Annotated in this window: 23 protein-coding genes and 6 tRNA genes; 13 read left to right on the top strand and 16 right to left on the bottom strand. The window is 61.7% G+C overall.

The features are described 5' to 3' along the window. Positions 1–6 precede the first annotated feature (6 nt). From CAG11_RS14240 to CAG11_RS14260, 5 genes are all read left to right on the top strand, one after another. The gene (locus CAG11_RS14240; RefSeq protein WP_085596825.1) at positions 7–813 is read left to right on the top strand and encodes an alkaline phosphatase family protein; all 807 of its coding nucleotides are present in this window, start codon (positions 7–9) and stop codon (positions 811–813) included. Then, positions 810–1,655: an ABC transporter permease subunit gene (locus tag CAG11_RS14245; protein WP_085596826.1), complete on the top strand. Its 846-nt coding sequence runs from the start codon at positions 810–812 to the stop codon at positions 1,653–1,655. Before CAG11_RS14240 ends, CAG11_RS14245 begins: the two co-directional genes overlap by 4 nt. Next, positions 1,642–2,442, top strand: coding sequence for an ABC transporter permease (locus tag CAG11_RS14250; RefSeq protein WP_085596827.1), 801 nt, complete (start codon positions 1,642–1,644; stop codon positions 2,440–2,442). The genes CAG11_RS14245 and CAG11_RS14250 overlap by 14 nt, the downstream gene beginning before the upstream one ends. Beyond that, positions 2,439–3,428 carry an ABC transporter ATP-binding protein gene (locus CAG11_RS14255; RefSeq protein WP_085596828.1) on the top strand — a complete coding sequence of 330 codons (990 nt, stop codon included), beginning with the start codon at positions 2,439–2,441 and terminating at the stop codon, positions 3,426–3,428. Before CAG11_RS14250 ends, CAG11_RS14255 begins: the two co-directional genes overlap by 4 nt. A gap of 120 nt (positions 3,429–3,548) precedes the next feature. Next, on the top strand, positions 3,549–4,202 hold the full coding sequence (locus CAG11_RS14260; protein ID WP_022640188.1) for an HAD family phosphatase: 654 nt from the start codon (positions 3,549–3,551) through the stop codon (positions 4,200–4,202). Positions 4,203–4,247: 45 nt separating this feature from the next. Here the strand turns inward: CAG11_RS14260 and CAG11_RS14265 are convergent, their stop codons facing one another. Then, entirely contained in the window at positions 4,248–5,210 is a 963-nt protein-coding gene (locus CAG11_RS14265; RefSeq protein WP_031320289.1) for a zinc-binding dehydrogenase, read from the bottom strand. A gap of 139 nt (positions 5,211–5,349) precedes the next feature. Here CAG11_RS14265 and CAG11_RS14270 point away from each other — a divergent pair, with 139 nt between their 5' ends. Together CAG11_RS14270 and CAG11_RS14275 are read left to right on the top strand one after the other, a co-directional pair. Further along, positions 5,350–7,434 (top strand): carboxy terminal-processing peptidase, encoded by a 2,085-nt coding sequence (locus tag CAG11_RS14270; protein WP_164485038.1) that lies wholly within the window; start codon positions 5,350–5,352, stop codon positions 7,432–7,434. 121 nt (positions 7,435–7,555) lie between these two features. After that, positions 7,556–9,364, top strand: a complete 1,809-nt coding sequence (locus CAG11_RS14275; RefSeq protein ID WP_022640191.1) for a bifunctional diguanylate cyclase/phosphodiesterase — start codon at positions 7,556–7,558, stop codon at positions 9,362–9,364. Here the strand turns inward: CAG11_RS14275 and CAG11_RS14280 are convergent. From CAG11_RS14280 to CAG11_RS14300, 5 genes are all read right to left on the bottom strand, one after another. Continuing rightward, on the bottom strand, positions 9,333–9,731 hold the full coding sequence (locus CAG11_RS14280) for a hypothetical protein (RefSeq protein WP_085596829.1): 399 nt from the start codon (positions 9,729–9,731) through the stop codon (positions 9,333–9,335). The genes CAG11_RS14275 and CAG11_RS14280 overlap by 32 nt on opposite strands. Then, the gene (locus tag CAG11_RS14285; protein ID WP_003179080.1) at positions 9,732–10,103 is read right to left on the bottom strand and encodes a hypothetical protein; all 372 of its coding nucleotides are present in this window, start codon (positions 10,101–10,103) and stop codon (positions 9,732–9,734) included. After that, positions 10,100–10,441, bottom strand: a complete 342-nt coding sequence (locus CAG11_RS14290) for a helix-turn-helix transcriptional regulator (RefSeq protein WP_085596888.1) — start codon at positions 10,439–10,441, stop codon at positions 10,100–10,102. The genes CAG11_RS14285 and CAG11_RS14290 overlap by 4 nt, the downstream gene beginning before the upstream one ends. 95 nt (positions 10,442–10,536) lie before the next feature. Next, a complete protein-coding gene (locus CAG11_RS14295) occupies positions 10,537–11,013 on the bottom strand; it encodes a YkvA family protein (RefSeq protein ID WP_085596830.1) in 477 nt (158 codons plus the stop codon). Between the two features lie 292 nt (positions 11,014–11,305). After that, the gene (locus tag CAG11_RS14300) at positions 11,306–12,028 is read right to left on the bottom strand and encodes an FKBP-type peptidyl-prolyl cis-trans isomerase (protein ID WP_085596831.1); all 723 of its coding nucleotides are present in this window, start codon (positions 12,026–12,028) and stop codon (positions 11,306–11,308) included. 267 nt (positions 12,029–12,295) lie between these two features. Here CAG11_RS14300 and CAG11_RS14305 point away from each other — a divergent pair, with 267 nt between their 5' ends. Both CAG11_RS14305 and CAG11_RS14310 read left to right on the top strand, forming a co-directional pair. Further along, positions 12,296–14,104, top strand: a complete 1,809-nt coding sequence (locus CAG11_RS14305; RefSeq protein ID WP_177409118.1) for a di-heme-cytochrome C peroxidase — start codon at positions 12,296–12,298, stop codon at positions 14,102–14,104. Then, a complete protein-coding gene (locus CAG11_RS14310) occupies positions 14,101–15,270 on the top strand; it encodes a catalase family protein (RefSeq protein ID WP_085596833.1) in 1,170 nt (389 codons plus the stop codon). Before CAG11_RS14305 ends, CAG11_RS14310 begins: the two co-directional genes overlap by 4 nt. Before the next feature lie 136 nt (positions 15,271–15,406). Here CAG11_RS14310 and CAG11_RS14315 read toward each other — a convergent pair. The 6 genes from CAG11_RS14315 to CAG11_RS14340 form a co-directional block, all read right to left on the bottom strand. Beyond that, positions 15,407–15,483: transfer RNA gene (locus CAG11_RS14315), tRNA-Asp, on the bottom strand. Between the two features lie 19 nt (positions 15,484–15,502). Beyond that, a tRNA-Val gene (locus CAG11_RS14320) sits at positions 15,503–15,578 on the bottom strand. A gap of 188 nt (positions 15,579–15,766) precedes the next feature. Then, positions 15,767–15,843, bottom strand: a tRNA-Asp gene (locus tag CAG11_RS14325). A gap of 19 nt (positions 15,844–15,862) precedes the next feature. Further along, positions 15,863–15,938: transfer RNA gene (locus CAG11_RS14330), tRNA-Val, on the bottom strand. 188 nt (positions 15,939–16,126) lie between these two features. Then, a tRNA-Asp gene (locus tag CAG11_RS14335) sits at positions 16,127–16,203 on the bottom strand. Positions 16,204–16,223: 20 nt separating this feature from the next. Next, positions 16,224–16,299, bottom strand: a tRNA-Val gene (locus CAG11_RS14340). Positions 16,300–16,459: 160 nt separating this feature from the next. On the opposite strand from CAG11_RS14340, the gene rdgC reads away from it, so the two are divergent. The 3 genes from rdgC to sugE all read left to right on the top strand — a co-directional run bounded on the left by rdgC (position 16,460) and on the right by sugE (position 18,855). Beyond that, on the top strand, positions 16,460–17,380 hold the full coding sequence (gene rdgC, locus CAG11_RS14345) for a recombination-associated protein RdgC (protein WP_022640197.1): 921 nt from the start codon (positions 16,460–16,462) through the stop codon (positions 17,378–17,380). 75 nt (positions 17,381–17,455) lie between these two features. Next, a complete protein-coding gene (locus CAG11_RS14350; protein WP_085596834.1) occupies positions 17,456–18,421 on the top strand; it encodes a bile acid:sodium symporter family protein in 966 nt (321 codons plus the stop codon). A 116-nt stretch (positions 18,422–18,537) separates the two neighbouring features. Then, positions 18,538–18,855, top strand: a complete 318-nt coding sequence (gene sugE, locus CAG11_RS14355; protein ID WP_085596835.1) for a quaternary ammonium compound efflux SMR transporter SugE — start codon at positions 18,538–18,540, stop codon at positions 18,853–18,855. A 63-nt stretch (positions 18,856–18,918) separates the two neighbouring features. On the opposite strand, the gene CAG11_RS14360 is transcribed toward sugE, so the two are convergent. The 4 genes from CAG11_RS14360 to CAG11_RS14375 form a co-directional block, all read right to left on the bottom strand. Continuing rightward, the gene (locus CAG11_RS14360) at positions 18,919–20,793 is read right to left on the bottom strand and encodes an MFS transporter (RefSeq protein WP_085596836.1); all 1,875 of its coding nucleotides are present in this window, start codon (positions 20,791–20,793) and stop codon (positions 18,919–18,921) included. 82 nt (positions 20,794–20,875) lie between these two features. Continuing rightward, the gene (locus CAG11_RS14365) at positions 20,876–22,027 is read right to left on the bottom strand and encodes a TDT family transporter (RefSeq protein WP_022640201.1); all 1,152 of its coding nucleotides are present in this window, start codon (positions 22,025–22,027) and stop codon (positions 20,876–20,878) included. A 119-nt stretch (positions 22,028–22,146) separates the two neighbouring features. Beyond that, on the bottom strand, positions 22,147–24,129 hold the full coding sequence (locus CAG11_RS14370) for a membrane-associated oxidoreductase (RefSeq protein WP_256578574.1): 1,983 nt from the start codon (positions 24,127–24,129) through the stop codon (positions 22,147–22,149). Between the two features lie 73 nt (positions 24,130–24,202). Next, positions 24,203–25,408, bottom strand: a complete 1,206-nt coding sequence (locus CAG11_RS14375; protein ID WP_085596837.1) for an MFS transporter — start codon at positions 25,406–25,408, stop codon at positions 24,203–24,205. A gap of 93 nt (positions 25,409–25,501) precedes the next feature. Here CAG11_RS14375 and CAG11_RS14380 point away from each other — a divergent pair, with 93 nt between their 5' ends. Next, complete coding sequence (locus CAG11_RS14380) at positions 25,502–26,074, top strand: TetR/AcrR family transcriptional regulator (protein ID WP_085596838.1); 573 nt, start codon at positions 25,502–25,504, stop codon at positions 26,072–26,074. Positions 26,075–26,173 lie beyond the last annotated feature (99 nt).

Genomic DNA, 26,173 nt, shown 5'->3' on the forward strand with positions numbered 1-26,173 from the left:
TGCCCCATGTCACACAACGTCATCCTTGTCGTGCTCGACGGCCTCAATCACCAGGTCGCCCGCCACGCCATGGGACATCTTCAAGCCTACGTCGGCGCAGGACGCGCAGCGCTGTACCAACTGGAATGCGAGCTTCCGGCACTGTCCCGCCCGCTGTACGAATGCATCCTCACCGGCGTGCCGCCGATCGACAGCGGCATCGTGCACAACCAGGTCTCGCGCCTCTCCACCCAGCGCAGCCTGTTCCATTACGCCCGGGCCGCCGGCCTGGGCACCGCCGCTGCCGCCTACCACTGGATCAGCGAGCTGTACAACCGCACGCCGTTCAATGCAGCGCGAGACCGGCACACCGTCGCCCCTGAGTTGCCGATCCAGTACGGCCACTTCTACTGGAGCGACCACTACCCCGACTCCCACCTGTTCGCCGATGCCGAGGACCTGCGCCTGCGCCACGCTCCCAACCTGTTGCTGGTGCACCCGATGAACATCGACGACGCCGGCCACAAGCACGGCCTGGACAGCGCCCAGTACCGCAACAGCGCACGCTCGGCCGACATCATCCTGGCCGACTACCTGCAAGGCTGGCTCGACGCCGGCTACCAGGTGCTGGTGACCGCCGACCACGGCATGAACGCCGATCGTTCGCACAATGGCCTGCTGCCGGAGGAACGGGAGGTGCCGCTATTCGTCATCGGCGAGGCCTTCAGCCTCGATCCCGGGGCCACACCGAAGCAGGCCGAACTGTGCGGCACCATCTGCCAACTGCTCGGCGTACCCCACGACAAACCCTTCTGCCGGGAGCTGTTGAAGTGAATTCAGTGACCCGTGGCAAATGGCTGGCGGCCTTGTGCCTGGTGCCTTTCGCCCTGTTCTTCCTCGTGTTCCAGCTGGCCCCGCTGGCGTGGGTGCTGATCAACAGCCTGCAGTCCGAGGAGTTCGGCTGGGGCCTGGCCAACTTCAGCAAGATCTTCAGTTCGAAGTTCTACCTGCAGGCGATCCAGTACAGCCTGGAGATCAGCTTCTGGTCCAGCGTGTTCGGCATCATCATCGCCGTGCTGGGTAGCTACTCGCTGCGCCGGGTCGACTCCAGGTTGCGCAACTTCGTCAATGCCTTCGCCAACATGACCAGCAACTTCGCCGGCGTGCCCCTGGCCTTCGCGTTCATCATCCTGCTGGGCTTCAACGGTGCCATCACCATCATGCTCAAGCAGTCGGGGGTCATCCAGGACTTCAACCTCTACTCCAAGACCGGCTTGATCATCCTCTACACCTACTTCCAGATCCCGCTTGGGGTGCTGTTGCTGTACCCGGCTTTCGACGCACTGCGCGAAGACTGGCGCGAATCCGCCGCCTTGCTGGGCGCCAGCGGCTGGCAGTTCTGGCGGCATATCGGCCTTCCAGTGCTGACCCCGGCGCTGCTGGGCACCTTCGTGATCCTGCTGGCCAACGCCCTGGGCGCCTATGCCACGGTCTATGCCCTGACCACCGGCAACTTCAACGTCCTGCCGATCCGCATCGCGGCCATGGTTTCCGGGGACATTTCCCTGGATCCGAACATGGCCAGCGCCCTGGCGGTGGTGCTGGTGGCGCTGATGACCCTGGTGACCATCGTCCATCAGTTGCTGCTCAAGAGGAGCTACCATGTCTCGCGCTGAACCTGGCTCCGTCGCCCTCTACCACCGGTTCGTGGTCTGGCTGCTGTTCGCCATCCTGCTGTTGCCGCTGCTGGGGACCTTCGTCTACTCCATCGCCAGCAGCTGGTCGGCGACCATCCTGCCCAGCGGCTTCACCTTCAAGTGGTACTCGCAGCTGTGGAGCGACCCGCGCTTTCTCGCGGCCTTCGGCCAGTCGCTGCTGGTCTGCGTCGGCGCCCTGGTCTTGTCGGTGGTGCTGATCCTGCCGCTGCTGTTCGTGGTGCACTACCACTTTCCCAAGCTCGATGCGCTGATGAACATCCTGATCCTGCTGCCCTTCGCGGTGCCGCCGGTGGTGTCCTCGGTGGGCCTGCTGCAGTTATACGGCTCAGGCCCCCTGGCCATGGTCGGCACGCCGTGGATCCTGATCGGCTGCTACTTCACCGTGGCCCTGCCGTTCATGTACCGGGCCATCACCAACAACCTGCAGGCGATCAACCTGCGGGACCTGATGGACGCCGCCCAGCTCCTGGGCGCCAGCACTTGGCAGGCGGCCTTGCTGGTAGTCCTGCCGAACCTGCGCAAGGGCCTGATGGTGGCGCTGCTGCTGTCCTTCTCGTTCCTGTTCGGCGAGTTCGTGTTCGCCAACATCCTGGTGGGCACCCGCTACGAAACCCTGCAGGTATACCTGAACAACATGCGCAACAGCAGCGGCCACTTCACCAGCGCCCTGGTGATCTCCTACTTCTTCTTCGTGCTGGTCCTGACCTGGGCCGCCAACATCCTGAACAGGGACAAGAGCCAATGAGCTTCGTCGACGTGCAACACCTGCAAAAGCACTACGCGGGCACCACGGTGTTCAGCGATATCAACTGCCAGATCCACAAGGGCGAGTTCGTCACCCTGCTGGGCCCCTCCGGCTGCGGCAAGTCCACCCTGCTACGCTGCATCGCCGGGCTGACTCCGGTGGATGCCGGCAAGATTCTCCTCGACGGCCAGGATATCGTGCCCCTGAGCCCGCAGAAACGCGGGATCGGCATGGTGTTCCAGAGCTATGCGCTGTTCCCCAACATGACCGTGGAACAGAACGTCGCCTTCGGCCTGCGCATGCAGAAGGTCAACGCCGACGACAGCCACAAGCGCGTCAATGAAGCCTTGCAACTGGTGGAGCTAAAGGACTTCGCCAGCCGCTACCCACACCAGCTCTCCGGCGGCCAGTGCCAGCGCGTGGCCCTGGCCCGTTCCCTGGTGACCCGGCCGCGCCTGCTGTTGCTGGATGAGCCGCTGTCGGCACTGGACGCGCGAATCCGCAAGCACCTGCGCGAGCAAATCCGCAATATCCAGCAGGAACTGGGCCTGACCACCATCTTCGTCACCCATGACCAGGAAGAAGCGCTGACCCTGTCGGACCGGATCTTCCTGATGAACCAGGGCCAGATCGTCCAGAGTGGCGATGCCGAGACCCTGTACACCGCGCCGGTGGATGCATTCGCCGCCGGCTTCATCGGCAACTACAACCTCCTTGACGCCGAGAGCGCCAGCAAGCTGTTGCAGCGTCCGGTGAGCGGGCGCATCGCCATTCGCCCCGAGGCCATCGAGCTGCGCAGGGACGGCCAGCCGGACGCGCTGATCCGTGGCCACAGCTTGCTGGGCAACGTCATCCGCTATCGGGTCGAGGCCCACGGCGTGGAACTGGTGGTGGATGTACTCAACCGTTCGGCTGCCGACCTGCACGCCAATGGCCAGCGCCTGGCGTTATCCATCGATCCGAGCGCCCTGTGTGAGGTAGCTTGACGGCAGCGACAAGCTTCAAGCTGCGAGCTTCAAGTTATAGATAGACCGCTAAGCACCTAAATCCAATTCTTGCAGCTTGAAGCTTATAGCTTGAAGCTGTTCTCGGAGAGAACTGCACTAATGGCACTGGCAATTTTTGATCTGGACGAAACCTTGATCCACGGCGACTGCGCCACCCTCTGGAGCGAGCAGATGGGGCGCCTGGGTTGGGTCGACAGCGAGTCGTTCATGCGCCGCAACAACGAGCTGATGGACGCCTACAGCCATGGCAAGCTGGCCATGGAGGAATTCATGGCGTTCAGCCTCGAGCCCATGGCCGGGCGCAGCCCGGAGGATGTGGCCCACCTGGTGGAGCCCTGGGTCGAGGACGTGATCGAGCCGATCATCTTCAGCGATGCCTGCAAGACCCTGGCCGCCCATCGCCAGGCCGGCGACCGGATCCTGGTGATCTCGGCCTCGGGCACCCACCTGGTGCAGCCGATCGCCCAGCGCCTGGGCATCGATGAAGTACTGGGGATCGAGCTGGAAGTGCTCAACGGCGTCTATACCGGCAATACCCTGGGCACCCTGACCTACCGCGAGGGCAAGATCACCCGGTTGCTGCAATGGCTGGAAACCGAACAGGAAAGCCTTAAGGGCGCGACCTTCTATTCCGACTCGCGCAACGACCTGCCGTTGCTGCTGCGAGTGGATCATCCCCAGGTGGTCAACCCGGATCCGGTACTGCGCGAGCATGCGCAGCAAGCCGGCTGGCCGATCCACCACTGGAAATGACCGCATGCCTGCGGGAAACGGCCGTGGGCCAGCTCCCGCAGATGGTCATGCCAATGCGGAGTCGATCACCAGGACCAGCTTGCCCGATACCTGGTTGGTGGCCAGTTCGGCGAATGCGGCTTCGGCATCCTCGATCGGGAACGTCCTCGCCAACTGGGGGCTCAGGCGCCCATCGCCGAACAGCGGCCAGACGTTCTGGCCCAGATCGCTCAGCAAGTCGGCCTTGAACTGATCGCTGCGGCTGCGCAGGGTCGAACCCAGCAGCTGGATCCGCTTGGCCAGCACCTTGGCCAGGTCCAGTTGCGCCTCGCGCCCGCCCATCAGGCCGATCAGCACCCAACGCCCATCGAGGGCCAGCAGCTTGAGATTATCGGCCGCGTAGCCAGCTCCCACCGGGTCCAGGACCACATCGAAGGGGGCGAAATCCCGCAGTGCATCCAGGCCATCGGTGCGTATCACGCCCCCCTGGGCACCCAGTTTTTCGCAGTAGGCCAGGCGCTCGGCGGAGCCGACACTGACCCAGCACGGACTGCCGAAGGCCTTGCACAGCTGGATCGCCGCCGAGCCGACCCCACTGGCCCCGGCGTGCAGCAGCACCTTTTCTCCGGGCTTGAGCGCCGCCAGCTGGAACAGGTTCAGCCAGGCCGTGGCATAGACTTCCGGCAACGCCGCGGCCTCGACCAGCGACAACCCCTCGGGCACCGGCAGCACATGGCGTGCATCGACCACCACTTCCTCGGCCATGCCGCCACCGGCCAACAGCGCACAGACCCGATCACCGATTTTCCAGGACGAACCCGGGCCGACTTCACTGATCACCCCGGAGCATTCCAACCCCAGCACCTGGCTGGCCCCGGCCGGCGGTGGATAGAGCCCCGCGCGCTGCAGCAGGTCGGCCCGATTCAGGCCGGCGGCGGCCACGCGAATACGAACCTGGCCCGCATCGCAAGTCGGGCTTGGCTCTTCAACCCACTCCACATGACCTTCAACGCCTTGCAATGCTTTCACAGTGCCTCCATAGTGAGTCTGGACTGAGCCCGGAGGTTATAGCACCGGGCTTTTTGCATTATGCGACCGGCCCTGATGGAACCGGCGACTTCTAAGACGGCCTAATATGCGTTATCAATTGCCCCCGCGTCGAATCAGCATGAAGCATCTGTTCCCCAGCACCGCCCTCGCTCTTTTCATTGGTTTCGGCCTACTGCCGATGTCGACCACTACGCTCGCAGCCAATAGCTGGGACAAGCTACAGCCTGATCGCGATGAGGTAATTGCCAGCCTCAATGTTGTTGAACTGCTCAAGCGTCATCACTACAGCAAGCCACCTTTGGACGACGCACGCTCGGTCATCATCTACGACAGCTACCTGAAGCTGCTGGACCCATCGCGCAGCTACTTCCTGGCCAGTGACATCGCAGAGTTCGACAGGTGGAAAACCCAGTTCGACGACTTCCTCAAGAGCGGTGACCTGAACGCAGGCTTCACCATCTACAAGCGCTATCTGGACCGGGTCAAATCCCGCCTCGACTTCGCCCTGGCGGAACTGGCCAAGGGTGTCGACAAGATCGACTTCACCACCAAGGAAACCTTGCTGATCGATCGCAAGGAAGCTCCATGGCTCAAGACCACCGCCGAACTCGACGACCTGTGGCGAAAGCGCGTGAAGGACGAAGTGCTGCGGATGAAGATCGCCGGCAAGGAACCCAAGCAGATCCAGGAAACCCTGACCAAGCGCTACAAGAACCAGTTGGCGCGCCTGGACCAGACCCGGGCCGAGGATATCTTCCAGGCCTACATCAACACCTTCGCCATGTCCTACGACCCGCATACCAACTATCTGTCGCCGGATAACGCGGAGAACTTCGACATCAACATGAGCCTGTCGCTGGAAGGCATCGGCGCGGTACTGCAAAGCGACAACGACCAGGTCAAGGTCGTGCGCCTGGTACCGGCAGGCCCGGCGGACAAGACCAAGCAGGTCGCCCCGGCGGACAAGATCATCGGTGTCGCCCAGGGCGACAAGGAAATGGTCGACGTGGTGGGCTGGCGCCTGGACGAAGTGGTCAAGCTGATCCGCGGTCCCAAGGGCACCCTGGTGCGCCTGGAAGTGATCCCGGCCAGCAATGCGCCGAACGACCAGACCAGCAAGATCGTGCCTATCACCCGGGAAGCGGTGAAGCTCGAAGACCAGGCGGTGAAGAAGTCGGTCCTCAACCTCAAGCAGGACGGCAAGGACTACAAGCTCGGGGTGATCGAGATCCCGGCCTTCTACCTGGACTTCAAGGCGTTCCGCGCGGGTGACCCGGACTACAAGAGCACCACCCGTGACGTGAAGAAGCTGCTGACCGAACTGCAGAAAGAGAAGGTCGACGGCGTGGTCATCGACTTGCGCAACAACGGCGGCGGTTCCCTGCAGGAAGCCACCGAGCTGACCAGCCTGTTCATCGACAAGGGCCCTACCGTGCTGGTGCGTAACGCCGATGGCCGGGTGGATGTGCTGGAAGACGAGAACCCCGGTGCCTTCTACAAGGGCCCGATGGCCCTGCTGGTCAACCGCCTTTCGGCCTCGGCCTCGGAGATCTTCGCCGGCGCCATGCAGGACTACCATCGCGCGTTGATCATCGGCGGCCAGACCTTCGGCAAAGGTACGGTCCAGACCATCCAGCCGCTCAACCATGGCGAGCTGAAGCTGACCCTGGCCAAGTTCTACCGGGTTTCCGGGCAGAGCACCCAGCACCAGGGCGTGCTGCCGGATATCGGCTACCCATCGATCATCGATACCAAGGAGATCGGTGAAAGCGCGCTACCCGAAGCCATGCCTTGGGACACCATCCGCCCGGCCATCAAGCCGGCGATGGATCCGTTCAAGCCGTTCCTGGCCCAGCTCAAGGCCGAACACGAAAGCCGCTCGGCGAAAGATCCGGAATTCGTGTTCATCCGCGACAAGCTGGCGCTGGCGCAGAAGCTGATGGCGGAAAAAACCGTGAGCCTCAACGAAGCCGATCGCCGTGCGCAGCATGCCGATATCGAAGCCAAGCAACTGGCCCTGGAAAACATCCGTCGCAAGGCCAAGGGCGAAGAGCCGCTCAAGGAGCTGAAGAAAGAGGATGAGGACGCGCTGGCCGCTGCCGAGCCGGACAAGACCAAGCCTGAAGACGACGCCTACCTGAGCGAAACCGGGCGCATCCTGCTGGATTACCTGAAGCTCAACACTTCGGTGGCCAAGCACTGAGGATGATGGCAATTTAATTCGAGCGCTCCTCGGAGCGTCATCAAATAGTCATCATTCTGTCGTGAAATAAAGGACTGGGGGCCATGCGCACCCGGTCCTTTTTTTATCGACAGAGATCGCCATGACCACGACCGAACAGCTCAGTGCATTGAGTTCAATCCTGGCTCAAAGCGGTTTGCACAGCCTGTTCCAACCAATCATTTCCCTCTCGGAACGCCGCATCCTCGGCTATGAAGCCTTGAGCCGCGGCCCCTCCAACAGCCCGCTGCATTCCCCAGTCGCCCTGTTCGCCGTCGCCCGCCAGGCCGGCCGCCTGAGCGAACTGGAGATCGCCTGCCGCCATAGCGCCTGCCGGCGTTTCAGCGAGCAGTTGCTGCCTGGCAAGCTGTTCCTCAACGTTTCTCCCGAGTCCCTGCTGGAAGCCGCCCACCAACCCGGGCGCACCCTGCAATTGCTGCAAGACTTCGGCATCCCACCCAGCCAGGTGGTGATCGAACTTACCGAACAGACTCCCATCGACGACTTCCAACTGCTGCAGAATGCCTTGCACCACTATCGCGACATGGGTTTCTCCATCGCCCTGGATGACCTGGGGGCCGGATATTCCAGCCTGCGCTTGTGGTCGGAGCTGCGACCGGACTACGTGAAGATCGATCGCCATTTCATCGACGGCATCCACCAGGATGCGCTCAAGCGTGAGTTCGTCGGATCGATCCTGCAGATCGCCAAGGCCTCCCGGGCCAAGGTGATCGCCGAAGGCATCGAGCTGGCCGAGGAACTGGCGGTGCTCACCGAGATGGGCGTCGACCTGGTCCAGGGTTATCTGCTGTGCCGACCCCAGGAACAACCGTCCCAGGATGCCTGGGCGATGATGCCCAAGCACGACAACACCAGCGTGGCCTTGAATGACGAAGGCAGCGACCTCAGCGCCTTGCTCAACGACCAGCCGGCGGTGGCACGCAACACGCCCACGGCCAATGTGCTGGAGGCCTTTCGCCGCCAGGCCAATCTCAATTCCCTGGCGGTTCTTGACGAGCAGGGCCAACCCTGCGGAATCGTCCACCGACATTCGCTTTCCGATGCCCTGCTCAAGCCATTCGCTACCGACCTGTTCGCCCGCAAGCCCATCAGCCGGCTGATGAACGACGACTTCCTGGCCGTCGAGCTGACCCAGTCGCTGCAACAGGTCAGCCGACTGATCACCAGCCGCGCCAGGCAACGCATCGAGGAAGATTTCATCATCACCCTCAATGGCCATTACCTGGGGCTGGGGCGGGTGATCGATGTGCTCAAGCTGATCACTGAACTGAAGATCCAGCAGGCTCGCTACGCCAACCCCCTGACGCTGCTGCCGGGCAACGTCCCCATCCAGCAGTGCCTGACCCGCTTGCTCCAGCAGGGGCGCGAATCGGTGATCTGCTATGTGGATATCGACAGTTTCAAGCCCTTCAACGATATCTACGGCTACGGCCGCGGCGATGAGGTGCTGCTGTGCCTGGCACAATGCCTGAATGACCGGGTAGACCCGAGCCGCGACTTCGTCGGGCATATCGGCGGGGATGATTTCCTGCTGGTGCTGGGACCGGAAGACTGGCGCAAGCGGCTGAACCAGTTGCTGGACGACTTTCATAGCCAGTGCCGGCGCTTCTATCGCAGCGAACACCTGGAAGCCGGTTGTTTCGTGGCGCCCAACCGCCAGGGAATTCGCCAGGAATTCCCCTTGCTGTCACTGTCCATCGGCGTGGTGCACCTGTATCCACAGGCCTGTGGGCAACTGGACTCCAGCCAACTGGCGGAGCTGGCCTCCCAGGCCAAGCACCATGCCAAGAACGTCCAAGGCTACAGCGTGCACGTGATCGACAGCCTGGAAGCCCTGGCCCGCCAGCGCAACGAAAACCTCAGTGCTGCGGACCTAGCTGCTCCAGCTTGAGGCTGGCCAGGGGATGTCCGGCCTGGGCCGAAAGCTTCCACCAGCGAGCCGCTTCGACAGCATCGGGTACCGTGCTGGCCGAGCCGGCCAGGCTGATCACCCCAAGCTGGTAGGCAGCCTTGGCATCGCCGGCCAACGCAGCCAGGCGCAACAGGCGGATCCCCTCCTCCCGTGCCCCGAGCCCCTGGCCACGGAAAAGCAGGATATGGCCATAGAAGCTCTGCGCACCCACATTGCCCAGGTTGGCCATGCGCGCATATTGCCCCTCCATCCAGCGCCAGCTACGGGGCTGGCGGATGAACCAGGGCCAGTGAAACAACCGGCGCGCCAGCCAATAGCCGGCCCGCGCCTTGAATCGCCAGAACATTCAAGCCTCCGCTGATTCGGGATATTCGTACTCGAACACTCGCACCACTTCCGAGGCATGCCAGGACGCTGCGGCAACACCATCGGAAGGCCCGGAAAAACGCCCGAGGCGCTCCACGCACTCGAAGAATCCGGTACGCGGCAGGCGGCTGGCACCCTGGCTGATGACCAGGGAACTGCGCAGCGGCTGCTCGGCTCGTGCATCCAGGGCGGCCAGGTGCTCCAGCGCGGCCGTCAGGGTCTGCATTGCCGGGCTGGGTAACTGCAAGCGCTCCAGCAATGCACGGTAGGTTAAGAGATGGCGTTGTCGTCGGGCTTGATCCAGCTCACCCAACAGCCCATCCCAGTGCTGACGACTGATCCTTACACTCACGATTGCTCCCTCCACCCCGGCACCGTCAGTTCCCAGGCCAGGCTGCGGCGAATAGCAGCGTCAGGTTGACGCTCGCCACTTTCAATCAAGGCCAGGTAAGACGGGCTGATGCCTACTTTGCGGGCCAGCGCCTCGATGGCGATGCCCTTCCCTTCGCGTAGATTGCGTAATTGATCCAGGCCCGGAAGACTCTGGGCCGGTGTCGCCGCCTGAGAAATTGCAGCGGCTTGCGGTGCGTGTTCGGTGAGACCTGCGGCTTTCAACAACGCTTGATACTGAGCCCACGGCAGAACCGCATATTCGGGTTCGCCATCGCGTTCAATAATCTGGATATCCATCACCACCCCGTAGGACTACGACACTTAACGAGTCGGAATTTTCCTTAGGAGTGTAATCCTAACAGCGATGGCGGTCGCGCAGAGCATGATTGTCGTCAGGTAACGGGGCCCTTACCGGAGGTTCTCCCCGCCCTCTCCAGACGCAATTGTTCGGGGGTGTCCGGCAGCCGCTCCACTACCGCCAGCTTTTCCGGGGCCTGGCCATTGCGCCAGGCGCGAAAGGCATCCAGCTCATCACCCAGGGTCTTCATCAGCCAAGCCAGCACGGCGATGTCATCGAGCATGCCGAACACCGGGAGGAAATCGGGAATCGCATCCAGCGGGCTGAGGAAGTACATCAAGCCGGCGACCACCGACAGCAGCGCCTTGGGACTGATCGCTCGGTACTCGCCCCGCCAGTAGGCCAGGCACAACGCCTGCAACAGACGCAGGTCTTCCTTGACCTTGCCCAGGCGCTCGCCCTGGAAAACGCCCTTGCTCGCCACGGCGAACAACAGCGTCGGCAAGCGGCCACGACTCAGGAGCCGAGCGGCCAGGGGCAGGAAGCGGGCAAAATTCCAGGGTGCTTTCATCTTCACTCCCACTGAAATGTTATCCACACAAATTGTGGATAACCTTGTGAACAGAGCTCCTTTTCAGCGCTGAAAGCCCCGTTTTACAAGGGCTTAGCTCAGATCGGGCGTTTTTTACTCACATAAAAAAACCCATAATTTCATTGACTTGGCAGGCTCCAGCGACTAGCTGCTGGCGCTCCTCTGTTCTGACTGTCGACAATGCCGCCAGTTCGGATTTTTTACCATTACCAGCCTTTAGAAACGACAACGCCCCGTAAGAACGGGGCGTTGTTGAAGACATTGCAGCAGGTTACTTGGCTGCGTCCGGCTTGTCTTGCTTGGCCGGATCCTTGATACCCAGCAGTTCCAGCTCGAACACCAGCACCGAATTGGCCGGGATCGCCGGGCTCGGGCTCTGCGCGCCATAGGCCAGGTCGCTAGGGATGTACAGCTTGTACTTTTCGCCGACGTGCATCAGTTGCAGGCCTTCGACCCAACCCGGAATCACGCCGCTGACCGGCAGATCGATCGGGCTGCCACGCTCAACCGAGCTGTCGAACACGGTGCCGTTGGTCAGGGTGCCGGTGTAATGCACGGTCACCACGTCAGTCGGCTTGGGCTGCGGACCATCGGCCTTCTTCAGGACTTCGTACTGCAGGCCGGAAGCAGTGGTGGTCACACCAGTCTTCTTGCCGTTCTCTTCGAGGAATTTCTTGCCGGCGGCGGCCGACTCTTCACTCATCTTGGCCATGCGCTCTTCAGCACGCTTTTGCAGTGCGGCAAAAGCCTCGATCAGTTCTTCGTCTTTGAGCTTCTGTTCTTTCTTGCCGACGGCATCTTCGATGCCCTGGGCCACGGCTTTGGAATCCAGGTCATCCATGCCTTCCTGGGCCAAGCTCTTGCCCATGTTCAGGCCGATGCCGTAGGAAGCTTTCTGAGCTGGGGTTTTCAGCTCTACGCTGGTCTGCGAGTCACAACCGGCGAGTACCAGGCTAACCAGGGCCACCGCCGCCGCCAACCGATGCTGTTTCATGCTATTTCCTTGTTCATGCGCCTAAAGGGCAATCGAATAAAGCCGCGAGCTTATCAGGCGGCCACGACCAATGGCTACCGGCATAAGAGCAGTAAACCGCTGATAAGTTCACGTCTTCAAACGCATTTCGTGGTCTGGGATATGCCCCGTCCGGATACATCGCGAGGCGTGTGAAAGAGCGCGAATAACCATAGCGCAAGTAATGGCTACTTGCCGCGTCAGATGCGCTCAGGCATAAGGAAGCGAAATTCGACAAGGAAGTACATCTTGCGCCTCATCTACCGTGTATTGCTGTTGATTGCCGTGCTGATCGGCATCGCCCTGGCCGTGGTCGCCTACTACACCGCCAATCCGAAGCTTCCCGACTATGTACCTGCCGAAAAAGTGCACTACCTGGACCAATGGGATGCAAAGGATCGCCAGGCGTATTACTTCACGCCCCAGGGCACCCAGGTCAAGGGCCTGCGCTATGACTGGTTCGTCGCCCTGGAACTGCCCTTTTCCGAGCAATCCTTCGCCACTCCCGAATACCTGGCACGCTTCGGCTTCCTGGTGGAGCCTGGGCAAAAAGCCACGGCACAAAACCCCGGCAACCTGCCAGTAGGGTTCGCCCGCCACCAGAACCCGGGCAGCCAGGAACAATACCTGGACATTACCTGTTCGGCCTGCCACACCGGCGAGCTACGCTTCAATCACCAGGCCCTGCGGATCGACGGCGGCCCGGCCCAGCATGTGCTGCCATCGAGCGTGCCGACCCTGCGCGGCGGCAGCTTCGGCCAGGCCCTGGTGGCCAGCCTGGCGCTGACCTACTACAACCCGTGGAAATTCGAACGCTTCGCCCGCAAGGTGCTGGGGCCGGACTACGAGCAGCGGCACGAACAGTTGCGCAAGGACTTCAAGGTATCGCTGGACACCTTCCTGCGTACGGCCTGGAACGACACCCATCGCGGCCTCTACCCCACCGAGGAAGGCCCTGGCCGCACGGACGCGTTCGGTCGTATCGCCAACGCCAGCTTCGGTGATGCAATCTCCCCGACCAACTACCGGATCGCCAACGCTCCGGTGGACTATCCACAACTCTGGGATATCTGGACCTTCGACTGGGTGCAATGGAACGGTTCGGCGCAGCAACCCATGGCCCGTAACATCGGCGAAGCCCTGGGCGTGGGCGCGACCCTGAATCTGTTCGATGCCAACGGCCAGCCATTGACCGGTGAGGCGCGCTACCCCTCCAGCGTGCGCGTGCGCGATCTCAACCAGATCGAGGAAACCCTGCAACGCCTCAAGCCACCAGTGTGGCCGGAAGCCTTGCTGGGCAATATCGACAAACCCCTGGCCGCCAAGGGTCGTACCCTGTTCGCCAGCCACTGCGCCGGCTGCCATGTGCCCGCAGTCAGCGAGAACGACGGCCGGCCGGTGCAACAGTTGAAGATGCTGCCGGTCTCGGTGATCGGCACCGACCCCAACTCGGCCAGCAACATCGCCGACCTGCGTTATGACCTGAGCGCCCTGCAATGGGACACCGCCGAGCTGGCCAAATCAAACGTCGAGCTGCATCCGGCCCCCACCGAGCCCCTGGACCTGCGGCAGATGTCGGCCGCCAAGGGCCTGGCGTACATCACTGCTTTCGTCGAAGAGCGCGCCTATCGCGATGCCCAGGTCACGCCCGAGGAACGCCCAAGGCTGGATGGCTACGGCCTGCCGATCGGTGTACGCGAACTGCGTGCCTACAAGGCCCGTCCGCTGGCCGGGGTCTGGGCGACACCGCCCTACCTGCACAACGGTTCGGTGCCCAATCTCTATCAACTCCTGTCACCCCAGTCGGAACGCGCAACGACCTTCTACCGCGGGACCTTCGAGTACGACCCCAAGCACCTGGGCTATCGCCCGGAAGCGTTCAAGAACGGCTTCGAATTCGATACCCGAATCAGCGGCAACCACAACAGTGGCCACGAATTCCGCGCTGGCCAGCGGGGCAATGGGGTCATAGGCCCGCTATTGCAGCCTGAGGAGCGCTGGGCGCTGCTGGAATACCTGAAAGTGCTGGGCGGACCGCTGGAGTCGCAACTGCCATGAAACTCGATCTTGCAAGCAAACGCCCTTCCCTGCCGGGCCGGCTCTGGCTGCGCCTGGGCGCGCTACTGGGCAAGCTGCTGTTGCTGTCGTTGGTGCTCGGCCTCTCGGGCTGGGCCCTGGCCAGTATCTGGTTCGCCTGGCAGCACCGCGGCCCGGTCGCCGCACAGGAACAGATTCCCGCAGACGAGGCGGCGCGCACCCAGGACATCATCCAGACCGCCGTGCGTATCGTCGACCAGCATCGCGAGGGTACTCGCTACCTGCGCGACGCCCATGCCAAGGCCCATGGCTGCGTGAGGGCCGAAGTCCAGGTGCTCAAGAACCTGGCCCCGGAACTACGCCAGGGGGTCTTCGCCAACCCGGGGCAAACCTGGCAGGCCACGGTGCGCCTGTCCAATGGCAATGCCTACCCGCAATTCGACAGCATTCGCGATGCGCGAGGCATGGCGCTCAAGCTGCATGAGGTTCCCGGACGGCAGTTGATGGCTTCGGAGGCAGCGCGCCAGGAACAGGATTTCGTGATGTTCAACCATCCGAACTTCTTCGTCAGCGACGTGGCCGAGTACCAGCAGAACATCGCGGCCCAGGCCGACGGCAAGAAAGTCGGCGCCTTCTTCCCTGCCTGGGACCCGCGCACCTGGCAAGTCCGCCATTTGTTCATCGCCCTGGCGACCCTGGCGCCAGCACCGGCCAGCCCGACCCAGACCACCTACTTCTCGGTCTCGCCCTACAAGTTCGGCAAGGCCAACGCCAAGTTCCGGGTGATGCCGGCCCCAGGTAGCTGCCCGACCTACAATTTGCCGGCACAGAACCAGGACCTGCCCAACTTCCTGCGCAGCGCCCTGGTCCAGCAACTGTCCACGGACCGTGTCCCTGCATGCTTCGTCCTGCAGATCCAGCGTCAGGATCCGAACCGTTTCATGCCGATCGAAGACACCAGTATCGAATGGAAGGAAGCGGACGCGCCCTTCGAAACCGTGGCGCGAGTGACGATTCCCGCCCAGGATTTCGACACTCCGGCGCAGAACCTCGCCTGCGACAACCAATCGTTCAACCCTTGGTTCGGCGTGGAAGCCCATCGTCCCATCGGCGGCATCAACCGCCTGCGCAAGTCGGTGTACGAGGCCGTCAGCGACTACCGCCATAGTCGCAACGCCGAGCAGTAGGCGCATAAACGAAAAAAGCGGCCCCAAGGGCCGCTTTTTTTCATTCAAGCACTGGGTAAACCCCAGACAGTAAAAAGCCCGCGTTGAGCGGGCTTTTCGTGGTGACCTGGCGTTCAGTGTTCCAGGTTACCGAATATGGCGCAGCGGACGGGACTCGAACCCGCGACCCCCGGCGTGACAGGCCGGTATTCTAACCGACTGAACTACCGCTGCGCGTAGCGTTGAAAGTAAGTGGTGGGTGATGACGGGATCGAACCGCCGACATTCTGCTTGTAAGGCAGACGCTCTCCCAGCTGAGCTAATCACCCTTTACCTTCGTTGCGGGGCGCATTATGCCACAGAAATTCATAAAGTGTTGATTTAATTGATATTTTTATCAAAAAAATCTGAATCTCCATGGTTTGCCGCACGACCCGCAAAACCTCTTACAGCAAAAAGCCCGCGTTAGCGGGCTTTCCGTGGTGACCTGGCGTTCAGTGTTCCAGGTTACCGAATATGGCGCAGCGGACGGGACTCGAACCCGCGACCCCCGGCGTGACAGGCCGGTATTCTAACCGACTGAACTACCGCTGCGCGTAGCGTTGAAAGTAAGTGGTGGGTGATGACGGGATCGAACCGCCGACATTCTGCTTGTAAGGCAGACGCTCTCCCAGCTGAGCTAATCACCCTTTACCTTCGTTGCGGGGCGCATTATGCCACAGAAATTCATAAAGTGTTGATTTAATTGATATTTTTATCAAAAAAATCTGAATCTCCATGGTTTGCCGCACGACCCGCAAAACCTCTTACAGCAAAAAGCCCGCGTTAGCGGGCTTTCCGTGGTGACCTGGCGTTCAGTGTTCCAGGTTACCGAATATGGCGCAGCGGACGGGACTCGAACCCGCGACCCCCGGCGTGACAGGCCGGTATTCTAACCGACTGAACTACCGCTGCGCGTAACACTATCGAACGAATGGTGGGTGATGACGGGATCGAACCGCCGACCCTCTGCTTGTAAGGCAGATGCTCTCCCGGCTGAGCTAATCACCCTTCTCGTTCGGTGTGGCGCGCATTCTACGGAGCAGCCTGCGCTCTGGCAAGCACTTTTTATAATAATTTTTTCAGCCCTTCCAAAGGCTTAGCGAAGGGTTGGCCTGAGCGGCAGCGAAGAGAATAATGCCCTCCTTTGTATAAAGGAGAGATTCACCCCATGTGGTTCAAAAACCTGCTGATCTATCGCCTGACCCAAGATCTGCCCGTTGATGCTGAGGCGCTGGAAACTGCACTGGCGACCAAACTGGCGCGTCCCTGTGCAAGCCAGGAGTTGACCACTTACGGTTTCGTCGCCCCTTTCGGCAAGGGCGAGGATGCTCCGCTGGTGCACGTCAGCCAGGACTTCATGCTGGTGGCCGCACGCAAGGAAGAACGCATCCTGCCCGGCAGCGTGGTCCGCGATGCGGTCAAGGAGAAGGTCGAGGAGATCGAGGCCGAGCAGATGCGCAAGGTCTACAAGAAAGAGCGCGACCAGATCAAGGATGAAATCATCCAGGCCTTCCTCCCCCGCGCCTTCATCCGCCGTTCTTCGACCTTCGCCGCCATCGCGCCGAAACAGGGCCTGATCCTGGTGAACTCGGCCAGCCCCAAGCGTGCCGAAGACTTGCTCTCCACCCTGCGCGAAGTACTCGGCACCCTGCCGGTCCGGCCGCTGACGGTGAAGACCGCGCCGACCGCGATCATGACCGACTGGGTCAAGACCCAGCAGGCCGCCGACGACTTCTTCGTCCTCGACGAATGCGAACTGCGCGATACCCACGAAGACGGTGGCATCGTGCGCTGCAAGCGCCAGGACCTGACCAGCGAGGAAATCCAGCTGCACCTGAGCACCGGCAAGGTGGTCACCCAACTGTCCTTGGCCTGGCAGGACAAGCTGTCCTTCGTGCTGGACGACAAGATGGTGGTCAAGCGCCTGAAGTTCGAAGACCTGCTGCAAACCCAGGCCGAGGAAGATGGTGGCGACGAGGCCCTGGGCCAACTCGATGCCAGCTTCACCCTGATGATGCTGACCTTCGGCGAGTTCCTCCCGGCGCTGTTCGAGGCCCTGGGCGGCGAAGAGATCCCGCAGGGCATCTGACGCCCTGGTCGGACAGCCCATCGCACCAGACGCCACCGCCTTCGGTGGCGTTTTCATATATATGAGGAACAGGCCATGCGCGTACTGGCTGCACTGAGTCGCTTCGTCGGCAACACCTTCGCCTACTGGGTGCTGGTCTTCGCGGTACTGGCGTTTTTCCAGCCGACCTGGTTCATCGGCCTCAAGGCCGCCATCGTGCCGCTGTTGGGCGTGGTGATGTTCGGCATGGGCCTGACCCTGAAGCTCGAGGACTTCGCCGAAGTCGCCCGCCATCCCTGGCGAGTGGCCCTGGGGGTGGTGGCGCATTTCGTCATCATGCCCGGAGTGGCCTGGGCGCTTTGCCAGGGGTTCGAGCTGCCACCCGAGATCGCCGTCGGGGTGATCCTGGTCGGCTGCTGCCCGAGCGGCACCGCGTCCAACGTCATGACCTGGCTGGCCCGGGGCGACCTGGCCTTGTCAGTGGCCATCGCCGCCGTGACCACCCTGCTCGCGCCATTGCTGACGCCTGCCTTGATCTGGCTGCTGGCTTCGGCCTGGCTGCCGGTGTCCTTCATGGAGCTATTCTGGTCGATCCTGCAAGTGGTGCTGCTGCCGATCGTGCTCGGCGTCATGGCCCAGCGTTTGCTGGGCCAGCGAGTACGGCATGCGGTGGAGGTGCTACCGCTGGTGTCGGTGGCGAGCATCGTCATCATCGTCGCCGCAGTGGTCGCCGCCAGCCAGGCGAAGATCGCCGAGTCCGGCCTGCTGATCATGGCCGTGGTGATGCTGCACAACAGCTTCGGTTTCCTGCTGGGCTATTTCACCGGGCGCCTGTTCAAGCTGCCGCTGGCGCAGCGCAAATCCCTGGCACTGGAGGTCGGCATGCAGAACTCCGGTCTCGGAGCCGCCCTGGCCAGTGCGCACTTCTCGCCATTGGCAGCGGTGCCCAGCGCCCTGTTCAGCGTCTGGCACAACATTTCCGGAGCCTTGCTCGCCACATTCCTGCGCCGCATGGATGAACCCGGCGACGCCAAGGAGCAAGCACCAAACGCCAGCGCCTGAAAAACCTCCGCTACCCTGGTTGATTTGCGCAGTATAATGCGCAACGCGGGGACGACCCTGCAGCTCGAATCGAGTGAGTATTTCTGGGGACGACCCCGTCAACCAATGAGGTCAGCATGTCCTGGATCATTCTGTTTTTCGCCGGTCTGTTCGAAGTAGGCTGGGCGGTGGGCCTGAAGTACACCGAGGGCTTCAGCCGTCCACTGCCTACCGCCCTGACCATCCTCGCCATGGCCATCAGCCTGGGCCTGCTGGGCCTGGCCGTGAAGGAACTGCCACTGGGCACCGCCTATGCCATCTGGACCGGCGTCGGCGCAGTGGGAACGGTGATCGCCGGCATCATCCTGTTCGGCGAGTCCATGGCCATGGTGCGCCTGGCCAGCGTGGCCTTGATCATCCTTGGCCTGGTGGGCCTGAAAATCAGCGCCGCCTGACACCCCCCGCGCACAAACAACAACGCCCGCGACATCGCGGGCGTTGTTTTATCCACCGATCACTCAGCGTCGCGTGCCCCGCAGCGCTTCCACCACCACCTGCAACTGGGCCGGTTCCGCGGCCTCCACCGCGACCGGCGAGCCAGCCACCAGGGTGATCCGCGACCAGAAACGATGGAAGAACCCCTTGTTCGGGTCGCGACTGAAGAAGCTCCCCCACAGCCCCTGCAAGGCCAAGGGAATCACCGGCACCGGGGTTTCCTCGAGAATCCGCGTCAGGCCACCCTTGAACTCGTTGATCTGGCCATCGGCGGTCAGCTTGCCCTCCGGAAAGATGCACACCAGCTCACCATCGCGCAGGTACTCGGCAATCTTCTTGAAGGCCTTTTCGTAGATCTCCAAGTCTTCATGGCGACCGGCAATGGGAATAGTCCCGGCAGTGCGGAAGATGAAGTTCAGCACGGGCAGGTTGTAGATCTTGTAGTACATCACGAAGCGAATCGGCCGACGCACCGCGCCCCCAATCAGCAGTGCGTCGACGAAGGACACGTGGTTGCACACCAGCAACGCTGCGCCCTCATCGGGGATCTGCTCCAGGTTGCGATGCTCCACACGGTACATGGAATGGCTGAGCAGCCAGATCATGAAACGCATGCTGAACTCGGGCACCACTTTGAAGATGTAGACGTTGACCGCGATGTTGAGCAGCGACACCACCAGGAACAGATGGGGGATGCTCAGCTTGAGCATGCTCAGCAAGACGATGGAAACCAGCGCCGAGACCACCATGAACAGCGCATTGAGGATGTTGTTGGCGGCAATCACCCGCGCCCGCTCGTGCTCAGGGGTCCGCGACTGGATCAGGGCGTACAGCGGCACGATGTAGAAGCCGCCAAAGATCCCCAGGCCCAGGACATCCAGCAATACCCACCAGGCATGGGCGAAGCCCAGGACCTCGAGCCAGCCATGGCCGGTGGCGCTCTCTGGAATACCGCCGGAATGCCACCACAGCAACAGGCCGAACACCGTCAGCCCCAGGGAACCGAACGGCACCAGGCCGATCTCGACCTTGCGTCCCGAGAGCTTCTCGCAAAGCATCGAGCCCACCGCGATACCCACCGAGAACACGGTGAGGATCAGGGTCACCACCGTCTCGTCGCCGTGCATCCATTCCTTGGCATAAGCCGGGATCTGGGTCAGGTAGATGGCCCCGACGAACCAGAACCAGGAGTTGCCGACGATCGAGCGCGACACCGCCGGCGTCTGGCCCAAGCCCAGGCGCAAGGTCGCCCAGGACTGGCTGAAGATGTTCCAGTCAAGGCGCAGTTGCGCAGAGGCCGCGGCCGCCCGGGGAATGGCCCGGCTGGCCAGGTAACCCAGCACCGCGACGCCGATCATGGCAGCCGAGACGATCGCCGCGTAATGCTCCGAGGACATCATGATCCCGGCGCCGATGGTGCCCGCCAGGATCGCCAGGAAAGTCCCCATCTCCACCAGGCCGTTGCCGCCCACCAGCTCTTCTTCACGCAGGGCCTGGGGCAGGATCGAATACTTGACCGGGCCGAACAGCGCCGAGTGGGTCCCCATGGCGAACAGCGCCAACAACATCAACGACAGGTGATCGAAGGCGAACCCCACGGCCCCCACCACCATGATCACGATCTCCCCCAGCTTGATCAGGCGAATCAACGCATCCTTGGCGAACTTCTCGCCGAACTGCCCGGCCAGCGCCGAAAACAGGAAGAACGGCAGGATGAACAGCAGTGCGCAGAGGTTGACCCAGATCGAGCGATCGCCCTCGATGCTCAGCTTGTAGAGGATGGCCAGGATCAGCGACTGCTTGAAGATGTTGTCGTTAAAGGCGCCGAGGGACTGGGTGATGAAAAACGGCAGGAAACGCCGCTTGCGAAGCAAGGTGAACTGCGAGGGGTGACTCATCTTGCGTGTTCCTGAGTGGCGAGGATACTGTTATTGGAATGCCGAACATCGATCCAGGCCACACCTTACCTGTGTTTGCCGATTATTTATGTAGGCCGGCAATGCATGGCGAGACAAATAGCTCTCCTTTATAGGCGCCCTGCAGCGTGCGCTTGGCGACGATCAGCCACATCACCGCCAGGGCCGCCACCAGCACCGCCCCCACCACATTGAAGAAACCCAGGTGCAAAGTGCTGCCCAGCTTGAGCGTCGCCAGCGAGTACACACCCAACGGGAAGGTGAACCCCCACCAGCCGAGGTTGAAGGGAATGCCTTCGTTCAGGTAGCGCCGGGTGATCAGCACCGCCATCAGCATCCACCACAGGCCGAAGCCCCACAGGGTCAAGCCAGCCACCAGCCCCAGCCCGGCGGCGATCTCACCGATGCCAGGCAAGCCATTGGCGGCGAAGATCGCCGGGGCGTCCGCACCCAGCACCAGCATGCCCAGGGCGCCGGTACCGATCGGGCCCAGGGCCAGCCAGCTGGAGGCGGCCATGCTTTCATGGGGCAGCTTGTGCAAGGCCATGCGCAGCAACAGGATGGTCAGGATGCTGAACGCCACCGGCAGCGAGAAGGCCCACAGCACATAGCTGGTGCTCAACATCACCAATTGCGCGTGGGTATCGGCCAGATGCGGAGCCAGCAACCCGCCGCTGGCCGCAGCCACCTCGGCCGCCACCACGGGCAGCAGCCATACTGCGGTCATCTGGTCGATGCTGTGCTCCTGGCGGGTGAACATCATGTAAGGGATCAGCACTCCGCAAGCCAGGGACATGGCCACATCCAGCCACCAGAGCACTTGGGCCGGCAGCAGCACCGCATCGCCCCAATGGCCACGACCGAACAGCAACAAACCGTTGATGATGGTCGCCAGCCCCATGGGAATGGTGCCGAAGAACATCGAGACCGTGGAGTGTCCGAATATCCGCCGTGCTTCATCGAAGAACATCACCCAGCGTGCGGTGTACATCGCGCTGAACAACAGGAACAGGGCAATGGTCAGCCACCAGAAGCCCTCCGCCACCAGGCGCAGCCCAGGGACCTGGGCAGGCCATTGGGCCAGGGCCAGGGCCAGGACGCCGGTGCCCATGGTGGCGGCGAACCAGTTGGGGGTGAATTGGCGAATGGCTTCGCGGGGGTGTTGCAGATGGCTCAACGGCCGGCGGCCGGCCTTGACGCTTTGGCTACATGTCACGATGGGGTCTCCTGTCCTCGGAAGAGGTTGAGCCCATGGTAGAACCTAATCGAATATCTATATAACGGGTAATTTATCTATCTGTTATCTATTTTATAGATATAGAGCGGCTAGCGCTTCTATTCCTTGCGCCGAGCCAGACCGGAGACTACCGCTACAAACAACAGACTGAAGCCCCATCCAGCAATAATTTCGCACCACATCACAAAGCGCACGAAGCGCTTGAGACTGAAAAAATCCAGCAGTTCCAAGAACACATTGGCCTTGGGGGTCGCTATCAACGGCGCCCAATCGTTCTCCTGGTGCAGATCCACCAACGGCAACAACAGGTCCAGTGAAAACGCCATCGGGCTGAAGCCGGTGTACTCCTCACGCAATAGGCTACATAGGTACCAGTTGCCTTCCCCCTGGTAGTCAGCGGGTGCTGGAAGAGGCGGCAAAACAAGCTGGCGCGCATACCAGAGCGCCTCCCGATCCGGACGACAGGTCTCGTACTCGGGGTTCTGGAAAACCAGGGGATCGCTGGGGGCAAACACACCACCCAGGTTGGCCGCTCCCCAATACACCAGGGTGGAAGACGCCCAGACCAGCGCAAACCACTGCAGCAGCAACATGGGACGATAACCAAACCCTGTGAGCTTGCCGTAGCAGGAGTGCATGACCCGAGCGATACCTCTGTAGAACGCACGCCTCCAGGGACGCCAACCCTCAGGTGTCTGGCCGATCAGGTCGAAGTCCCGCAGGCATTGCTCGTGTTCGATACCCACTGCCCTGGCCTCTTCCGCATGCCCCATGGACTCGAGCACCTGCTGTAGCTGACGCCAGGGTTGTGGATGGAAACAAGGCGGGGAAGGCTCGGTGCTGCTGGCCTGGCTCAGGCTGGCCTTCTGTTTTTTCAACCATTTCAGCCGGGCCCCAATCGACATCGACTCTTGAATATCGATGAAGTCATAAACGAAACCATTGAGGACGGGATTCTCGCCCCAAGCTTCAGCACAATCCTTGAGCACCGCCACCCGTGCACCGCTGAGTGAAATACTGCGGATGCCCACGTCCAGCTTTCTCAGGACCAGCGCCCCCTTGACCTCCAGGTTATCGGCTCGCACTCGATCTACGCTGCCCTGCTGAAAGGTCAGGCTTCCGTCAACGCAAACATTGGAGAGATTGAGCAAACCCTGGATCTTGAATTCTTTGCTGAAAAAGATGATGCCACGAACGGTCGCTCTGCTCATTTCCAGCGCAACATCGTCGTTACCGTTCAAATGAGCGCCCACAACGCTTACTTGTCCCGATATCTGCGCCCCGATGAACGACACTCGCCCCTTGGAAGAGAACCCATCAACCAGAAAAACGTCTCCCTGGATAACAGTGCTATCCAAGGACAACGCAAAAGTTTTCTGAGCATTGAACCTACCGCCTCTGCAATTAACCTGCCCTCCGATCCTCGCCCCGAGAAACCGCACATCGCTGTCAGCATTAAACCCTGAGGTCAAATGAACGTTGCCGGCAATTTCACTGTAACTGGCTAGCAAAGCCTCCTCTTTGACAGCATCTTTTTCGGACGCTGCCATACCAACGCTTAGGCTGGCCCCCATGCAATCCAACGATCCGACGATCTTTGCCTGGCTGATATCAACGGCAGCCGTCACGCGAGAATGGCACAAGAAAAAACTGCCATTCACATTCATTCGCGCCCCATTCAGGCCGGGTAGTTCACAGGTATCAAGGCGAAAAGAGCGCTCAAGAATCGCATCGCTCAGAAGCAGTTCCTTTTCAAACCTGCATCGCTGCAGACCAAGCCAAGGAAGAACCCGAGTAGCGATCAAATTGAGCGTACCCGTGATAAAGGCCCCTTTCAGAAGCACTCCACGCTCATGAATCGCCACACTCTCATCACCTCCGAGCAACAGGAAGCGCAAAAAGGTAGCCCGCACGGCATTGTCGGCTGTCTGCTCATCGGGCAACTGCTCCCCCACAACGGCATATCTCCCGTATTTGCAGTGCTTGAGCAACAGCGTCTCTGCCGGAGACAGCTCACCAAAATCCCCTAACGAACGTCCATGTGCGCGCAATTTCAATCCCTTAGACTCGTGGTTGAACATCCACAAACTGCGCCATGGTAAAGAGCCCCCAAGCGCCCAGCAACTTCGATCAAAGGACGATCGACACCGTGGTTCAGTACCCTGTCGCGTCACATTGCATGGCCGGACGGCGTCGCATCAGGGCCATCAGTGCGCCAAGGGCCAACAGGATCAGCACCGCGCCGTAACCATCGGTGGTGGCGACCAGGCCGAAGCTGCGGGCCAGCCCTCCAGCCAGCAATGCCGGCAGGCAGAACGCCAGGTAGCTCAGGACATAGAACGCCGACAGCAGCCCGGCTCGCTCGTGGGGCAAGGCTAGGGGCACCACACTGCGCAGAGCGCCGAGGAAACCGCCACCGAAACCGCTGCCCAGCACCAGGGTGCCGAAGAAGAACAGCGGCAAGCTGGCGCTGTGCACCGCCGCCAGGATCAGCGCCATGCCCAGGGCCAGCAACCCGGCCCCCAGGCGCAGGACCCCAGCGGGATGCCGCTCGCGCAGGGTGTAGATCATCACCGCACCGCTGAGCGTCAGCACGGCGACCAGACCGCCGCCGATCAGGTTCGAGGTGGAACCGGTGGCGGCCCGCACCAGGGACGGCGCCAGGGATAGATAGAAGCCACCCACCGCCCAGACCGCCACATCCACCGGTAGCGCCAGCCATAGCGCGCGCCGCGCCTGTACTGGCACATGCAGGGTCGGGCGTAGCGAGGCCCAGGCTCCGGGTTGCGCGCTGACACTTTCCGGCAGGCGCCAGAGGTACAAGGCCTGCGCCACGAACAAGCCCAGGAGCAACCAATAGCTCAATTGCAGCGGCAGCGGCGCGAACTCCACCAGCACGCTGGCGCCCATGGCTCCGCAGGCCATGCCCAGCAACGGCGCAATGCTGTTGACCAAGGGGCCCTGCCGGCGATCGGTATCCAGCAGCGCGGCCCCCAGGGCACTGGTGGCCATGCCGGTAGCGAAACCCTGGACCATGCGTGCGGCGATCAGCCAGTACACGCTGCTTTCATTGATGAACAGCAGCATCGCCAGGATATTGAGCAGCAGGCCGGCAAAAATCACCGGCCGGCGCCCCAGGTAGTCCGACAACGATCCCACCGTCAGCAACGCCGCCAAAAGGCTCATGGCATAGACGCCGAAGACCAGCGTCAGCATCGCCGGAGAAAAATGCAGGCGTTGCTGGTACAGGTGGTACAAGGGAGTCGGCACGCTGGACGCAGCCAGGAAACCGAGCAGGGTCACGGCCAGGAACAACAGGCTGCAACGATTGGACACGCGAGTGTCGATAGCACCAGGCATAGGGCACGCTCCACTAAAGCTAATATTTTGCTTTTGCGGAGTGTGCTACTGCCAGGCGCTTAAAGCAAATTCTTTGTGTTAAGGTTCGACCCCATGGCTATCAAAGAAGGTTTACGCCCAGGCGGCCGCAGCGCCCGGGTCCAGGAATCCATCCACCGGGCAGTACGCGAGCTTCTTGAAGAACAGGAACGCTCGACCCTGACCGTCCCGCAGATCGCCGCTCGCGCCGGCGTCACCCCCTCGACCATCTACCGACGCTGGGGCGACCTGGCAACCTTGCTCGCCGACGTTGCCCTGGCCCACATGCGCCCGGACAGCGAGCCGGCAAATACCGGCAGTTTGCGTGGCGACCTGCTGGCCTGGGCCGAACAGTACCTGGATGAAATGAGCTCCGAGCCCGGACGCAACATGATGCGCGACGTCCAATGCAGCGCCACCCCGGGTTATTGCGCGACCATCCTCGGCGGCCAGCTGCAGATCATCCTCGACCGTTATCGAACCAGCGCAGGCAAACTGCCGGACGTGGATCGGCTGCTGAACCTGATCGTGGCGCCCACGGTGTTCCGCATCCTGTTCGCCGCCGCGCCCCTCCAGGCCCAGGAGCTTCAAGAGCTGGTCGATATCGCCCTGGGTCCGGCTTGCGAAACCCGCTCCCAGCCAGCCTGAACCGCCCCTGCGACATCAGGCCGCGCTGATACCTTGGTCGACACTGACGACGACTCGACATCGTGCCAGACTGTCTGGCCGGGCTGACGTGCCCGGTGC

Origin of the sequence: Pseudomonas sp. B6(2017) (assembly GCF_002112765.1) — a bacterium.
Lineage (GTDB): Bacteria > Pseudomonadota > Gammaproteobacteria > Pseudomonadales > Pseudomonadaceae > Aquipseudomonas > Aquipseudomonas piscis.